This is a genomic window from Stenotrophomonas sp. 107298_Sma (assembly GCF_056480345.1).
This window is the reverse complement of sequence record NZ_CM151094.1, coordinates 3,894,657-3,908,880: the sequence shown is the minus strand read 5'-3', so window position 1 is coordinate 3,908,880 and position 14,224 is coordinate 3,894,657. Positions and strand designations below refer to the sequence as shown.

Sequence of the window (14,224 nt, the reverse complement as noted above, 5' to 3'; positions counted from 1 at the left end):
GCTCAGGCCACCGAGCGGCGTGGCTTCAGCGGCACGACCTTGGTCGCGTCCTCGGCACGGCGGGCCAGCACGCGGTCGATGCGGGCGAACACATCGCGCATCACCGAGGCTTCCGGCAGCAGGGTCACGCGGAAATGATGGCGGTAGGGCACGTTGAAGCTGGAGCCCGGCACCACCAGCACGCCTTCGTTGTTCATCAGGTCCAGCGCGAAATCATGGTCGTCGAAGCCCTTGGCTGCGGCACCGACCACGGCCGGGAACGCGTACAGCGCACCGGCCGGCGCGACCAGCGACAGGTGCTCGCTGGCTTCGCAGGCCTCGATCACCGCGCGGCGGGTTTCATACAGGCGGCCACCCGGGGTGCACAGTCCGGAGATGGTATCCGGGCCATTCACCGCAGCATCGATGGCGTACTGGCCCGGCACGTTGGCGCACAGGCGCAGCGCGCCCAGCAGGTCCAGTGCGGCGCGGAAGTCACCCAGGCGCGCATCGTCGCCGCTGAGGTGGGCCCAGCCCACGCGCCAGCCGCAGGCGCGGTGCACCTTGCTAAGGCCACTGAAGGTCAGGCACGGGTGGTCGCCGGCCAGCGGCGCGACCGGCTGGAAGACCGCGTCGTCGTACAGGATCTGGTCGTAGATCTCGTCGACCAGCAGCAGCAGGTTGTGGCGGCGCGCGATCTCGACCACGCGTTCCAGCAGCTCGCGCGGGTAGCTGGCGCCGCTGGGATTGTTCGGGTTGATCAGCACGATGGCGCGGGTGCGCGAGGACACCAGCGTCTCGATTTCGCTCGGGTCCGGCTGGAAGCCGTTCTCCGGCGCACAGCGGTAATACACCGGGCGGCCGTCATTGAGGATGGTCGAGGCCGACCACAGCGGATAGTCCGGCGAGGGCACCAGCACTTCGTCGCCCGGGTTGAGCAACGCCCGCAGCGACAGGTCGATCAGCTCGCTGACGCCGTTACCGACGAAGACGCGATCCGGGTGTGCATCGGGCGCACCGCGACGGGCGTAGGCCGCGGCAATGGCTTCACGCGCTTCCGGCAGGCCCTGCTGGTGGGTATAGGGATCGGTGCGGCCCATGTCATCGGCGATCGCGCGCTGCAGGTGTTCCGGTGCACGGAAGCCGAACGCACCGGGGTTGCCGATGTTGAGCTTGATCAGCTTGCGGCCCTGCGCCTCCAGCTCCCGCGCTCGTCGAGCCAGTTCTCCGCGGATTTCATAGCGCACTTCGGAGAGGCGCTCGCGGATGACCAGGGGCTTGGGCGAGGGGGTGGACATGGGCGGTGGGCCGTCGAATGGCATGGGGATTCCATGGTAGCGGAATTGCTGCAGCGCATGGCAAGGCCCCAGGGCTTGCCGTTGTTGGGCTGGCGGGGCACTGGCACAGGTAGAATGGCGGCGATGACCCAGACTCCCGATTTTACCGCCCTGCAGACCATCGGCTGGCCCTGGCCGGGCCCGGCGCAGCAGGCCGAGTGGCAGGCTGTGATGGCCGCCCACCCGCAGGCCCGCCCGGCGCGGGTGATCGAACAGCATCGAACGCACTATGTCGTGGCCGATGGCCCGGATGCGGCGATCAAGGCCGAATCGCTGCCGGAATGGCAGCGCCCGCGCTTCCCCAGCCACGAACGGCCGGCGGTGGGCGACTGGGTGCTGCTGGATGGCATCCGCATCGTTGCCCTGCTGCCGCGGCGTACCGCGATCAAGCGTGGCGCGGCCGGCGAGCATTACCACCAGCAAGTGATCGCGGCCAACATCGATACGGTGTTCATCGTCTGTGGCCTGGATGCCGACTTCAATCCGCGCCGCATCGAGCGCTACCTGCTGCTGGTCGGCGGTGGCGGTGCCGAGCCGGTGGTGGTGCTGACCAAGGCCGACCAGACCGAATACAGCGAGGATGCGCTGGCGGTGCTGGAAGAGCTGGAGATGCAGGGCATCGCCCTGCATGCGATCAACGGCCTGGATGCCGACAGCGTGGCGGTGCTGGAACCGTGGCTGGGCCCGGGCCGCACCGTGGTGCTGGTGGGATCATCCGGTGCCGGCAAGTCGACGCTGACCAACACCCTGCTGGGCGAGCAGCGGATGAAGACCAATGCGGTGCGCGCCAATGACTCGCGTGGCCGCCATACCACCACCCATCGCGCGCTGATGCCGCTGCCGATGGGCGCCTGTCTGATCGACACCCCCGGCATGCGCGAACTGAAGCCAACCGGTGAAGAGACGCTGGCCGAAGGCGGTTTCGCCGATATCGAAGCGTTGGCGGCGCAGTGCCGCTTCAACGACTGCATGCATCAGCAGGAACCGGGTTGTGCGGTGCGTGCGGCGATCGACGCGGGCGAGATTGAAGAAAGCCGGCTGCTGAACTACTTCAAGCTGAAGGAAGAAGTGGCCGCCGCCGCGGCCAAGCTGGCCGTTCGCCAGGCCGAGACCGCGCAGGAGCGGGGTGGCAGGAAGGGCAAGGGGCAGCAGTTCCGCCCGGCCGGCAAGCCGCGTAGGCGTTGATCGGTACTGCGGGGTCGGATCCCATCGCGCGGCAATGGGCTCTGACCCCTGCAATGAAACCCGCCTCTGCCTGCTTCGGGTGGATGCCAACTGCCCGCTCCTGGTAGGTGCCAACGTTGGTTGGCACGAATCTGTCCGAAGCCCGCCTTCGGCGGATGCCAACCAAGGTTGGCACCTACCAAAGCAAGGGCAGGGCGCTATAGTCCGCGCATGGAACCGACCGCGACGCTGGACCGTGACGTGGCCCACCATGCAGCGCTCGATGCGCGCCTGGTCGAGGCCGTGGGAGGCATCCGCCTGCTGGGCCTGACCAGCTGGCCGGCAACGCTGCAGGCACCGTTCCTGGACAGCGTGGCGCGTGGCCAGCCGGTGCTGCCGAAGGTGGATTACCCTCGGCTCAACTTCAGCGAAGAGCGCCGCGCGCTGGCCGCGATTGCCGCCGACTGCGATGACAGCCATCCGCTGGGTCACTACGTGCGGCAGTCGGCGCAGAGCTGGGACCTGGCCGCACAGCTTCTGGAAGGGTTGGGCACGGCTGCGGTCGATACCTGCTCGGTGCAGCTGTTCGGCGCCCCCGAGCAGCCGCTGCCGGGCAATGGCCCAAGCACGCGCGAAGCGGCGCGTCACTTCATCCAGATTGCTGCCGAACTCGATCACGAACTGCTGGCGCCGGAAGAGCAGGTGCCGGTTTCGGCCATTGCCCTGCAGCTGCAGCTGCAGAACGATCTGGACGCGTTCTTCGAGTCGCGCATCATCCAGGTGCAGCTCGATCCGGAGCTGGTGTCCAAGGCCGCCGCCGGCCCGACCCGCATCCGCCTGCGCACCAGTGCGCGCTTCAGCGCCTACGACCGCGCGCAGTTGTTCCACCACGAAGCGCTGGTGCATTCGCTGACCGCCTTGAACGGCCGTGAGCAGCCTGTGCTGCCGAGCCTGGCACTGTCCTCGCCACGGGTGACCGCCACCCAGGAAGGGCTGGCGACGTTCGCTGAACAGATCACCGGCAGCATCGACATCGAGCGCCTCAAGCGCATCAGCCTGCGTACCGAGGCAATCGCGATGGCGCGCGAAGGTGCGGACTTCATCGAGGTGTTCCGCTACTTCTGCGATGCCGGGCAGAACCCGGAAGAGAGCTTCGCCTCGGCGCAGCGGGTGTTCCGCGGTGTGCCGCCGAGTGGCGGCCTGGCCTTCACCAAGGACACGGTGTACCTGCGCGGGCTGGTGTCGGTGCATACCTTCTTCCGCCACATGCTGGCCGAGGATCGCCTGCAGGTCTGCCGATGGCTGTTCGCCGGCAAGATGAGCCTGACCGATGCGATTGCGTTCGCGCCGTTGTTCGAGTCCGGTGTATTGAAGCCGCCGCGTTGGCTGCCGCACTGGGTGAGTCGCGCCAACGGCCTGGCCGGCATGCTGGCGTTCTCGCTGTTCGCCAACCGGATACGGATGGACCAGCTGGCGCCGGAATGAAATGCGTTGGCGACTTGTGGCGTCTTGATTGATATCGGAGAGAGCGGGGGGCTTGCGCTGGCCAGGACACGCCGCAAGTACGTCCCTGTAGGCTCGGCCACGGCATCCATGCCGTGGACGGTCCTGGCCAGCGCAAGCCCCCCGCTCCAGACGATTTCCCGCGAGACGGCCAGCAATCCACCAGAGGGATTGCGTTTGAAAAGCTTGAAAAGCAAAGAGCCGGGCATTGCCCGGCTCTTTGCTTTTGCATTTGCTTTCAATTGTCTCCGCGCCGGCGCGGGGAACTGTCCAGCGTGGGTAGGCAGGCCCATGCAGGACCGTGAGGCGCATGGATGCGCCGATCGAGCCCCCATGGATGGGTTTACGGCGTGTCCTGCATGGGCCTGCCTACCCACGCCATGCAGGAACAATCAACGCGCCGCAGCGCCTGCTTCTGACTTAGAACTCCGCCGCCACCGTCATGAACAGCTGCCGCGGTGCGCTCGCATGGATCGCATAACGCGTGCCCTTTGGATCGGTCGGTGCGAACGAGCTCAGCTGGCCGGCATAGCGCTTGTTGGTCAGGTTGGTCGCGTTCAACGACACCCGCACGTTGCGCAGGCCCATGCCCGGGCCGAAGTCGTAGCCCGCACCGGCGTCGAAGGTGGTCACGCCCGGCACCGACTGGTCGTTGGTGTAGGTGTAGTAACGCTTGCCTGTGTACTTGGCACGCAGGCTGGCAAAGAAGCCATCGCGGTTCCAGCTGATTTCACTGGAGGCCATGCGCTGTGGCGTATCCACGGTGATCTTGCCGGCCACCGGCACCACCGCGCCGCCGGACAGGTAGTCGTCCTCGTAGGTGGTCTTGTTCCAGGACAGCGCGTTGTACCACTGCAGGCCGTCGATCGGCTTGAGTATGAAGGTCAGCTCCGCGCCGTGGCTCTTTACCGAACCGACGTTGATGAAACGGGTCACGCACTCCGGGCGCGTGCCGACTTCGATGCTTGAGCACGGGTTCAGCGACAGCAGGCGGTTGTCGAACTTCACGTTGTAGGCCGCGATCGACGCCTGGTACTTCTCACCGAAAGTACGGAAACCGGCTTCCAGGCTCTTCGACTTCTCCGGCTCCAGGCCGGCGCTGGCCGCGAACGATTCCGGCGACACCTGCAGCGGGCCGCCGCTGCCACCGCCGACGAAGGCAGCGATGTTCTCGGCATACGAGGCGAACAGCTCGTTGTTGGCGTTGAGCTTGAAGCCCAGGCCCAGCTGCGGCAGCACCGATTCCTTGGCAGTCAGCGTGCCCGAGGCGATGCTGGTTTCCACCCCCGGGTTGGCGGTGGCGCGCATGCGGGTGTTCGGGCTCTTGATGCCGACGTCCACGGTCAGGCGCTGGTCGAGGAAGCGCATGCGGTCCTGCACGTAGAACTGGCGCGTGCGGATGTCGAAGTCCTGGTTGAACAGCAGGCGGTCCGGGTTCTTCAGGTACAGGTCGTCCAGGAACGGACCGCTGATGTAGTAGAAGTTGCGCGAGACGTTATGGTCGTTCTGCTCGTACCACAGGCCGGCTTCCAGCTCGTGGATGCCCACCGTCCACGACAGCGCGGCAGTCAGGCCGTCGCGGTTGATCGTGTAGTTGGTGCTGCGGATCGAGATCGGCAGCATCTTGTCGGTTCCCGGGTAGGACGGCTGGCCCGGTGCCCACCAGTGGCCCTGGCCACGGTTGTCATGGTGGTAGGCCAGCAGCTTGAGGCGGCCCTGCTCACCGAGGCGCAGGTCGGCATCGACCGAATAGAGGTTGTCGTCGCGCAGTGCGCGGCTCTGGTAGTACGCATCGTCGATGCTGTTGACGCCACCACTGAACTTGCACTTGCTGCGGTCCAGCGTGCCCGGTGCGCAGTATGCGGCGGCGACGGCGCGCTCCCAGTCCGGCGCGTAGATGTTCCAGTCATAGCCCAAGCCGCGCGCCAGCATGTCCTTGGACAGGTAGGCGTAGTTGGCCTGGCTGGCGCGCGAGGTCGCGACGAACGCACCGAAACGATGGTCGCCCACGTTCCACACCGCCTTGGCATTGAACTGGCGGGTGGTCTGGTTCTGGTACGGCGCGGCCCACATGTCCTGGTCCTGGTGTACGCCGGAGACGTAGGCCGAGAAGCCGTTGATGTCGCCGGTGTCCACGCGCAGGTAGCCGCGGCGCTGGCTGTTGTCGCCAACGGTGACGCTGGCGCGGCCACCGAATTCGGTCGACGGGTCCATCGAGAAGTACTGGATGGTGCCACCCAGGTTGCTGGTCGAGGCCACGCCCAGCGAACCGATGCCCTGCGACAGCTCTGCGCCGGCCAGGTTCTCGGCGATGATCGCGCGGGCAATGCTCAGGCCGTTGTAGTTGCCGTAGCTGTTGTCACCCAGCGGGATGCCGTCCAGCGTGTAGCCGAGGCGACTCTTGTCGAAGCCGCGCAGGCTGATGGTCTGCGACTCCTCGTTGGCACCGAAGGCATCGTTGGACTGCACCGACACGCCTGGCAGGCGGTCGAGGATCTTCTGGCCGCTGGTGCCCGGCGGCAGCACCTGCTTGTCCACCGTGGTGATGCGCTGCACCTGGCGGGTCTCGCCCTGGCCGATCACGGAGACAGTATCCAGCGTCTGCGCGTTCAGCGCGGCATCGGTGCTGGCGCCGGTATCGGCGGCGGTGGCGGCATGGGCGCTGGCGGCGGAGAGCGCGATCGCCACGGCGATCGTCAGGTGTCGGGTCTGCATGGTGGTCCGTTGCATTGGGGGTGGTCACCGGCACGGATGCGCGGTGCATGGCTACTATGCGAACGGAACATGAAACCTTCTTTACGGAAAACCAACGAACGGTGCAGGGTGGTGTGCAACCTGCAACATTCCTGTCACGGCGGCGGTGCATCTGCCGGTTTGAGGATCACCTGCGCGACGCACGCGTGATGCAATCCGGGAAAAAGGTAGCTCACCCATCGATCCGGGGATGGGTAGCTCAACGTCAATGCCTGTTCCGGGGCGTGGCCTGAAGGAGGAAGCACGCGCGCTGGCGCGACCTGGCGCTGGACGATCTGCCGACGCGTCACGCATGCGCCCCCGACATCCAGGCGCACGGAGTGCACGTGCTGGCGATCGGCCTGCAGCAGGACCATGCCGCCGGTGATCTGGAGCGGTGGGGACAGGGCCACCGGTGGCAGCGTGATGCCCGGCAATGCATAAGGTGTTTCGATGATGGCCACTGTCGCTGGCAGCATGGCGCGAAGGTCTTCCAGACGCGCCGCGCGGGGCAACGGTTTGCCCCAGCTGCGGGTCAGTTCGAGCAGACGATCTGCCTGCACGTCGTCAGCCATCGGCAGCTGGTCGGGTGCGGCCGCCGCACACAGTGCAGGCAGCAGGATCGCAAGGTTTCCCCACCACAGACGCAGCATGGGTGAACTTCCGGTTCACGGATGCTGCCGGTATAGCACGCACCCGGTACAGGCAAGAAAAAAGGGGCCGGATCACCCCCGCAAGCGAAGGTTCTCCGGCCCCGCGCACTCCGTGGGGGAGGCGGTCCACGTACTGCGTGGACGAGGGCTTACCCCATGTACAGGCCACCGTTGACCGGATAATCGGCGCCGGTCACGTACGAGGCTTCATCCGAGGCCAGCCACGCACACAGGCCGGCCACTTCTTCCGGACGGCCCAGGCGGCGCACTGGCACCGAGGCGGCCAGCCGGTCCAGCACATCTGGCGGGAAACTGCTGATGGCCTGGCTGGCGATGTAACCCGGCGACAAGGTGTTGACGGTGACCCCGCGCGAGGCCACTTCCGCGGCCAGCGCACGGCTGAAGCCATGCATCGCGGCCTTGGCGGTGGCGTAGTTCACCTGGCCGATCTGGCCCTTGTGGGCACTGACCGAACCGATGTTGATGATGCGGCCCCAGCCCCGCGTAGCCATGCCATCGACCACCTGCTTGGTCAGGTTGAACAGCGAATTGAGGTTGGAGGCGATCACCGCGTTCCAGTCCTCCACCGTCATCTGTCGGAACAGCAGGTCGCGGCTGCCACCGGAGTTGTTGACCAGCACGTCCACTTCACCGACTTCGGCGCGCACCTTGGCGAACGCGGCGCTGGTCGAGGCCCAGTCGGTAGCGTTGCCTTCGGAGGCGATGAAGTCGAAGCCCTGTTCGCGCTGCTCGCGCAGCCAGTTGGCCTTGCGCGGCGAGTTCGGCGCGCAACCGGCAACCACGGTGTGGCCGCTGCGGGCCAGGCTCTGGCAGATGGCAGTACCGACACTGCCCATGCCGCTGGTGACGTAAGCGATTCGAAGCGTCATTGCAGAAGGCTCCTTGGTAAGAGGTCAGGCGGCGAGCGGGTACAGGCCGAACAGCAGGCTGCCGACCATCAGCAGCATCGAGATGGCGATGGCCCACTTCAGGGTGAACTTCTGGTGGTCGGCGAATTCGACTTTGGCCAGGCCTACCAGCAGGTAGGTGGACGGCACCAGCGGGCTGAGCAGGTGCACCGGCTGGCCGGCCAGCGAGGCGCGCGCCATTTCCACCGGGGTGATGCCGTAGTTGCCGGCGGCCTCGGACAGGATCGGCAGCACGCCGAAGTAGAACGCGTCGTTGGACATGAAGAACGTGAACGGCATCGATGCCACGGCGGTGATCACCGCCAGGTATGGGCCCCACGATTCCGGAATGACGGCCAGGAAGCTGTGCGACATCGCTTCGACCATGCCGGTGTTGTTGAGGATGCCGGTGAAGATGCCTGCGGCGAAGATCAGCGACACCACCGACAGCACGTTGCCGGCATGGTTGACTACGCGGCGGCGCTGCTCGGCCAGGTTCGGGTAGTTGATCACCAGGGCGATGGCGAAACCGACCATGAACAGGACCGGCATCGGCAGGATGCCGATGATCAGCGCGGTCATCAGTGCCACGGTCAGGGCCAGGTTCACCCACAGCAGCTTCGGACGCTTGATGTCCTCGGCGTCTTCCACCGTCGGCAGCGCATTGCTGTCGTCGGACACGCTGTTGTCCATCCAGCTGCCACCCTTGGGCAGGGTCACCACACCCAGCCGGCGGCGTTCCTTCAGGCCCAGGTACCAGGCCAGCAGCAGCACGCCGGCGCAGGCGATCACCATCGACGGGATCAGCGGCACGAACACATCGGCCGGGTCCACGTGCAGTGCAGTGGCCGCGCGTGCGGTCGGGCCACCCCACGGCGTCAGGTTCATCACCCCGCCGGCAAGGATGGTCACGCAGGTCATGTTCAGCGCGTTCATGCCCAGCCGCTGGTACAGCGGCAGCATTGCCGAGACGGTGATCATGTAGGTGGTGGAGCCATCACCATCGAGCGAGATCAGCATCGCCAGCACGGCGGTGCCAAGCACGATCTTCATCGGATCGCCCTTGACGAAGCGCAGGATGATCCGCACCAGCGGATCGAACAGGCCCGCATCGATCATCACGCCGAAGTAGAGGATGGCGAACATCAGCATCACGCCGGTCGGCGCGATCTTCTTGATGCCCTCCAGCATCATCTCGTCGAGGCCGGCGCCGAAGCCACCGATCAGTGCGAACAGGATGGGGATGGTGATCAGGGCGACGAGCGGCGACAGGCGTTTGCTCATGATCAAGTACATGAACGTAATGACCATGCCAAAGCCGAGGATGCTCAGCATCATCTGCGGACTCCTTGCGAAAACAGGACGTGGGGGAGTGGAAGGGGCCCGGGCGGCATGCCCGGGATTGCGGGCTTAGAAGTCGTACTGCAGGCGGCCGGTGACCGCGCGCGTGCGGTCCACCGTGACCCCGGCCAGGCGGTCGCGGTTGCGGCTTTCGATGACGTTGAGCATGAAGCGCAGGTTGTCGCGCAGGTACCAGTTGCCACCCAGCGTCCAGGCTTCGGTGCTACCGCGGCGCAGGTCCGGCGCACCGTCCAGGTGCTGCGCGCCCCACATCTGGTCGTAGCGCAATGCCAGTTCGAAGGCACCGGCCTTGTGGCGGATATCCTTCACCCGCGCGAAGCGGCCGGTCTTGCGGTCGTAGGCGCGGCTCTCGCCGGTGACAAACCAGCTGAGCATGCCGTAGGCGGCCATCACGTCACCGCGCTGGGCACCGTCATCGAAGGTGGCGCCGCTGAATTCGCCCTGCCAGGACAGCGGGCCGCGCACCTGCGCGTATTCCAGCGACCACTTGTTGACGTCGGTATCGCGGCCGGCGGAGAAGTTGACCAGGGTCAGGCGGCTTTCATCGGACAGATGGCCGGCCGGGCGCGGGCGGATGCTCAGGCCTGGAGTGCCGTTGGCGCCGGGGTTGTCGTACGCCTCGCGGGCCAGCGACAGGCCCAGGTGCAGCACGTCGCCCTCGCTGGGCGCGGGGGCCCAGGTGACGCGGCCACCGGCGGCGCGGCCCTTCATCTGCCAGGCGTCGATGCTTTCCAGGCTGTAGATGCTGGCCGCCCAGGTGAAGTCACCCGGATTGGCCTGCCACGACGCACCCAGACGGTACAGCGGGGCCAGCGTGGTGCCGGCGTTGCCGCGCTCCAGGAAGCTGCCATAGTTGGAACCGGTGCGGTCGTCCAGCGAGAAATACTGCTTGAACTGGCCCACGGTGAGGCGGCCGGCATCACCGAAGCTGCGGCTCAGGTAGACGTCTTTGGCCTCGACACGGTCGCCGGAGAAATCGGCTTCCAGCTTGTAGTCGACCACGAAGAACTTGCCGGAAACGTCAACCCAGGCGCGGCGGATCTCGGTGTCGTCCTTGTTCGGCGTACCGCGGTTGTCGTTGTCGAAGGTGGCGAAGTCCAGGTGCAGGCGGCCGCCCAGGCTGGCGGTGACCGGACGGTCGTCTTCGGCGGCAAAGGCCGGCGCCGACAGGGCAGCCATAGCCATCATGGCGGCAGGGCGCCGCCAGGCAAACGTGAATTCCACAAACCCTCCCAGGTGCACGCCAGGCGCGCGGCAATCGTGGGCACCGGACGGTGCGCGGCCGCAGTCTGGGTCGGGCAAGCTGTCATCGTCCTGTCAGCGATTTGTGCGGTGCAGCGAGGATCGTTGCCGCTGCGCTCGCCGGGCCATGCCCGGCGGACGCCATCCCGCTCCACGCGGTAGCATTCGTTTCCCCTCCCACCCCCGTGCCCATGCGCCTGCTGCTGGTCGAAGACAATCAGGATCTGGCCGATGCCATCATCCGCCGCATGCGCCGCAGTGGGCACGCCGTGGACTGGCAGGCCGATGGCCTGGCCGCCGCCAGCGTGCTGCGCTACCAGAGCTTCGACCTGGTCGTGCTGGATATCGGGCTGCCCAAGCTGGATGGCCTGCGCGTGCTTTCCGGCATGCGCGAGCGCGGCGACAGCACGCCGGTGCTGATGCTGACCGCACGCGATGGCATCGAAGATCGCGTGCAGGCGCTGGATGTCGGTGCCGACGATTACCTGGGCAAGCCATTCGATTTCCGCGAGTTCGAAGCGCGCTGCCGCGTGCTGCTGCGCCGCGCGCGTGGCCAGGCCAGTGAGGTGGTGCAGATCGGGGGGTTCCAGTTCGACAATGCCGCGCACCGCGTCAGTCTCGACGGCGAACCGATCGAACTGCCCAACCGCGAGTACCGGTTGCTGGAGATTCTGGTCGGCCGCCTCGGCCAGGTGGTCGGCAAGGACGAAATCGGCAATGGCCTGTTCGGCTTCGATGACGAGGCCGGTCCGAATGCGATCGAGCTGTACATCGGTCGCCTGAGAAAAAAACTGGCCGCTGCGCCGTTGCGCATCACTACGGTGCGCGGTGTCGGCTACCTGCTGGAAGCCAGTGATACCCATGCCGACGCCGATGGCTGACGCACGTGCTGCGACTGCGGCGCCGGGTTCGTTGCGGCGCACCCTGCTGCTCTACCTCGGCGTGCTGCTGGCGGTGTTCGCGGTGGCCCTGCTCTTCGCCGCACGCGATTACGGCCAGCGCGCCGCCAACCGATCCTATGATCACCTGCTGGTGTCCTCGGCGCTGTCCATCGCCGATTCGGTGGCCCTGGTCGACGGCCAATGGCAGGTCGACCTGCCTTATGCGGCGCTGGACCTGCTGGCGATGGCGCCGGAGGATCGCGTGTTCTATCGGGTCGCCGACAGCCGCGGCAACCTGATCACCGGCTATGGCGACCTGCCGGAGCCGCCGCGCCGGCCCGGCACGCAACCGCAGTTGTTCGATGCCGCCTACAGCGGCGAGACCGTGCGCTTCGTGGTGGTCGGCCGCAGTTTCGCGGCCGCCTCGGCGCAGGGCGAGGTGCAGGTCCAGGTCGGCCAGACCCGGCGCGCCCGCGAAGCGGTGGCGCAGGACCTGGTCAATCGAGCGTTGCTGGCGATCGGTGTGCTGTCCGGCCTGCTGCTGGCGCTGGTGGCCTTTGGCGTGCACCGCGCGTTCCGGCCGCTGGTGCGGGTGGAACGCGAGCTGTCGCGCCGCGAGCCGTCCGACCTGAAACCGCTGGATGCGCGCGTGCCGCGTGAGATGGACCAGATGGTGGCCGCCTTGAACCGCTTCATGGAGCGCCTGTCCAGCAGCAATGAAACCCTGCGTGCGTTCATGGCCGAGGCCGCGCACCAGATGCGCACGCCCTTGGCCGCGCTGCGTGCGCAGGCGCAGCTGGCGCTGGACGACGACGACCCGGAAGACATGCGCCGCAGCCTGCAGGCGATCGAGCGCAACGCCACCCATATGAGCCGGTTGCTCAACCAGCTGCTCAGCGATGCCAGCGTGATCCATCGTTCGCACCTGCAGCGCTTTGCGACGGTGGACCTGGCCGAGACCGTGCACCAGGCCCTGCATGAAGCGCTGCCGCAGGCCGGCCCGGCGCCGCGCGTGCAACTGGCGATGACCGCCGAGCCGGTGCAGGTGCATGGCGATGCACTGCTGCTGCGCGAGGCGATCAAGAACCTGGTCGACAACGCCCTGAAGTACGGTGGCGATGGCCCCTTGCAGATCGCACTGACCGTGGAAGGTGGGCAGGCGGTGCTGACCATTGCCGACCACGGTACCGGGATTGCCGCAGCAGACGCAGAGCGCGTCTTTGAACGTTTTGCCCGTGGCGAAGGTGCGCCGTCCGGCGGTGCTGGCCTCGGCCTCGCCATCGTCAAGCGCGTGGTCGACAGCCACGGCGGCCGCATCGACCTCAGCAACCGTCCGCAGGGCGGCTTGATCGCTACCATCCGCCTGCCCCGGAGCAGTTCATGATCCGCCTGTTCGCCGCTGCCGTTGCCCTGCTGCTGGCCGTGCCGGTGCTGGCCGCGCCGGGCGACGTGCGCCGCTTCCCTGCGCAGGGAAAGGCGGCTGCGCAGCTGCGCATCCACGGCACCACCGACATCGAAGTGTTCGCGGTGGTCATCGCCGACTACCAGCGCCTGCATCCCGGCACCGAAGTGGTGTACGAGGACATCATCACCCAGGACCTGTACGCGCGTTACCTGCATGACCGCGCCGGACCTGCATCGCCGGACCTGCTGATCTCCAGCGGCATGGATCTGCAGACCAAGCTCGTCAACGACGGCCATGCACTGCCGCACCGTTCGGCGCAGACCGCTGCGCTGCCGGCCTGGGCGCAGTGGCGCAACGAGGCGTTCGGGATCAGCTACGAGCCGGTGGTCATGGTCTACAACACCCGAGCGCTGCCTGCAGCGAAGGTGCCGCACACCCGGCGTCAGCTGCTGGACCGGCTGCGCGCGGAGGGCGCGCCGCTGCGCGGAAAGGTCGGCACCTATGACATCGAGCGCAGCAGTGTCGGTTACCTGCTGGCGACCCAGGACGCGCAGCGTGGCAGCATCGCCGGTGCATTGCTGGGTGCGCTCGGTGACAACGACGTGGTGCGCGAAGAGCGCACCGGCGTGCTGCTGGACCAGCTGGCCAGCGGTCAGCTGTCGCTGGTCTACAACGTGCTCGGCTCCTACGCGCAGGCACGTGTCGATGCCGGCGCGCCGCTGGCCATCGTCGAACCCGAGGACTACACGCTGGTGGTGCTGCGTACCGCAGTGATTCCGCGCACGGGTCCGCACCCGGAAGAAGCGCGGCGCTTCCTCGATTACCTGCTGTCGCCACGCGGCCAGCAGGTGCTGTCGCGCGAGGCGCGGCTGATGCCGATCGTCACCGGCAGTGCACGCGGCGCGAATGCACCCGGCCGCAGCCGCCGCCCGATCCAGCTCGGTCCCGGCCTGCTGGTGTACCTGGACGCGCTCAAGCGGCGCCAGTTCCTCGATGCGTGGCGCAGCAGCGTGGAGCCGGCGGGGCGCTGATGCCCTGATGGCGCCGGGCCATGCCC

11 protein-coding genes are annotated in these 14,224 nt (G+C 66.9%); 5 read left to right on the top strand and 6 right to left on the bottom strand.

The window, feature by feature from the left end:
• Positions 1–2: 2 nt before the first annotated feature.
• Complete coding sequence (locus ACZK2G_RS18150; RefSeq protein ID WP_046983015.1) at positions 3–1,277, bottom strand: pyridoxal phosphate-dependent aminotransferase; 1,275 nt, start codon at positions 1,275–1,277, stop codon at positions 3–5.
• A gap of 114 nt (positions 1,278–1,391) precedes the next feature.
• Here ACZK2G_RS18150 and rsgA point away from each other — a divergent pair, with 114 nt between their 5' ends.
• Positions 1,392–2,501, top strand: a complete 1,110-nt coding sequence (rsgA, locus tag ACZK2G_RS18145; protein WP_426355188.1) for a ribosome small subunit-dependent GTPase A — start codon at positions 1,392–1,394, stop codon at positions 2,499–2,501.
• Positions 2,502–2,711: 210 nt separating this feature from the next.
• Positions 2,712–3,965 (top strand): flavohemoglobin expression-modulating QEGLA motif protein, encoded by a 1,254-nt coding sequence (locus tag ACZK2G_RS18140; RefSeq protein ID WP_136639609.1) that lies wholly within the window; start codon positions 2,712–2,714, stop codon positions 3,963–3,965.
• 438 nt (positions 3,966–4,403) lie between these two features.
• Here ACZK2G_RS18140 and ACZK2G_RS18135 read toward each other — a convergent pair whose 3' ends face one another.
• The 5 genes from ACZK2G_RS18135 to ACZK2G_RS18115 all read right to left on the bottom strand — a co-directional run bounded on the left by ACZK2G_RS18135 (position 4,404) and on the right by ACZK2G_RS18115 (position 10,827).
• Positions 4,404–6,698, bottom strand: a complete 2,295-nt coding sequence (locus ACZK2G_RS18135) for a TonB-dependent receptor (RefSeq protein ID WP_046987158.1) — start codon at positions 6,696–6,698, stop codon at positions 4,404–4,406.
• Between the two features lie 134 nt (positions 6,699–6,832).
• Positions 6,833–7,369: a hypothetical protein gene (locus ACZK2G_RS18130; protein ID WP_478474038.1), complete on the bottom strand. Its 537-nt coding sequence runs from the start codon at positions 7,367–7,369 to the stop codon at positions 6,833–6,835.
• A 149-nt stretch (positions 7,370–7,518) separates the two neighbouring features.
• Positions 7,519–8,259: an acetoacetyl-CoA reductase gene (gene phbB / locus ACZK2G_RS18125; RefSeq protein WP_012481221.1), complete on the bottom strand. Its 741-nt coding sequence runs from the start codon at positions 8,257–8,259 to the stop codon at positions 7,519–7,521.
• A 24-nt stretch (positions 8,260–8,283) separates the two neighbouring features.
• Entirely contained in the window at positions 8,284–9,612 is a 1,329-nt protein-coding gene (locus tag ACZK2G_RS18120; RefSeq protein ID WP_046987164.1) for a CitMHS family transporter, read from the bottom strand.
• 75 nt (positions 9,613–9,687) lie between these two features.
• A complete protein-coding gene (locus ACZK2G_RS18115) occupies positions 9,688–10,827 on the bottom strand; it encodes an OprO/OprP family phosphate-selective porin (protein ID WP_478474036.1) in 1,140 nt (379 codons plus the stop codon).
• A gap of 245 nt (positions 10,828–11,072) precedes the next feature.
• Between ACZK2G_RS18115 and ACZK2G_RS18110 the strand changes: the two genes are divergently transcribed.
• Genes ACZK2G_RS18110 through ACZK2G_RS18100 form a run of 3 tightly spaced genes read left to right on the top strand, consistent with a single transcriptional unit; the run spans position 11,073 to position 14,198 of the window.
• On the top strand, positions 11,073–11,762 hold the full coding sequence (locus tag ACZK2G_RS18110; protein WP_253078688.1) for a response regulator: 690 nt from the start codon (positions 11,073–11,075) through the stop codon (positions 11,760–11,762).
• A complete protein-coding gene (locus ACZK2G_RS18105) occupies positions 11,755–13,146 on the top strand; it encodes a sensor histidine kinase (protein WP_046987161.1) in 1,392 nt (463 codons plus the stop codon). The genes ACZK2G_RS18110 and ACZK2G_RS18105 overlap by 8 nt, the downstream gene beginning before the upstream one ends.
• Complete coding sequence (locus ACZK2G_RS18100) at positions 13,143–14,198, top strand: ABC transporter substrate-binding protein (RefSeq protein WP_046987162.1); 1,056 nt, start codon at positions 13,143–13,145, stop codon at positions 14,196–14,198. The genes ACZK2G_RS18105 and ACZK2G_RS18100 overlap by 4 nt, the downstream gene beginning before the upstream one ends.
• The last annotated feature ends 26 nt before the right edge of the window (positions 14,199–14,224 follow it).

Excerpts from the sequence above, each read along its gene's own strand:
- ACZK2G_RS18150 (WP_046983015.1), bottom strand. The coding sequence starts at position 1,277 with ATGTCCACCCCCTCGCCCAAGCCCCTGGTCATCCGCGAGCGCCTCTCC.
- ACZK2G_RS18135 (WP_046987158.1), bottom strand. The coding sequence starts at position 6,698 with ATGCAGACCCGACACCTGACGATCGCCGTGGCGATCGCGCTCTCCGCC.
- rsgA (WP_426355188.1), top strand. The coding sequence starts at position 1,392 with ATGGCGGCGATGACCCAGACTCCCGATTTTACCGCCCTGCAGACCATC.
- ACZK2G_RS18140 (WP_136639609.1), top strand. The coding sequence starts at position 2,712 with ATGGAACCGACCGCGACGCTGGACCGTGACGTGGCCCACCATGCAGCG.
- ACZK2G_RS18115 (WP_478474036.1), bottom strand. The coding sequence starts at position 10,827 with ATGATGGCTATGGCTGCCCTGTCGGCGCCGGCCTTTGCCGCCGAAGAC.
- ACZK2G_RS18130 (WP_478474038.1), bottom strand. The coding sequence starts at position 7,369 with ATGCTGCGTCTGTGGTGGGGAAACCTTGCGATCCTGCTGCCTGCACTG.
- ACZK2G_RS18100 (WP_046987162.1), top strand. The coding sequence starts at position 13,143 with ATGATCCGCCTGTTCGCCGCTGCCGTTGCCCTGCTGCTGGCCGTGCCG.
- ACZK2G_RS18120 (WP_046987164.1), bottom strand. The coding sequence starts at position 9,612 with ATGCTGAGCATCCTCGGCTTTGGCATGGTCATTACGTTCATGTACTTG.
- ACZK2G_RS18105 (WP_046987161.1), top strand. The coding sequence starts at position 11,755 with ATGGCTGACGCACGTGCTGCGACTGCGGCGCCGGGTTCGTTGCGGCGC.
- ACZK2G_RS18110 (WP_253078688.1), top strand. The coding sequence starts at position 11,073 with ATGCGCCTGCTGCTGGTCGAAGACAATCAGGATCTGGCCGATGCCATC.
- phbB (WP_012481221.1), bottom strand. The coding sequence starts at position 8,259 with ATGACGCTTCGAATCGCTTACGTCACCAGCGGCATGGGCAGTGTCGGT.